We start from the raw sequence: 309 nt of genomic DNA, 5'->3' as shown, positions 1-309 counted from the left end.
CAGCAGTTTTAGATTGCGATACTGCTTCATCTGTGGTCGCGTTGTCGATGTTTCTCTTAGCCTCATCGGACTTAGCTTTGGCATCTGCCTTCGCTGCAGTTTTCTCTTCGTCCGTCAAATCGGTACGTGAATCAATTTCTGTTTCCTTAGCTTTCAGGGCGTCATCGATTGCTTGCTTGGCTGCTGGCTTACTTTGCGCGGTTGGGTTTACTGAGTTGACCTCAGTTGTTCCAGCAGTCTTGGATTGCGATACTGCTTCATCTGTCGTCGCAGTATCAATGTTCTTCTTAGCCTCATCAGCTTTCGCCT

Annotated in this window: 1 protein-coding gene; it reads right to left on the bottom strand. The window is 47.9% G+C overall.

The genetic code is table 11. The annotated features are described in order from the left end of the window. The coding region (locus tag HMPREF2885_RS08395) for a DUF1542 domain-containing protein (RefSeq protein ID WP_070657799.1) at positions 1–309 on the bottom strand (309 nt) is incomplete at both ends.

This window comes from Streptococcus sp. HMSC062H02 (assembly GCF_001813005.1).
In the GTDB taxonomy this organism is placed as follows: domain Bacteria; phylum Bacillota; class Bacilli; order Lactobacillales; family Streptococcaceae; genus Streptococcus; species Streptococcus oralis_S.
The sequence above is the reverse complement of the archived record's forward strand: the minus strand, read 5'-3'. Positions and strand labels throughout refer to the sequence as shown.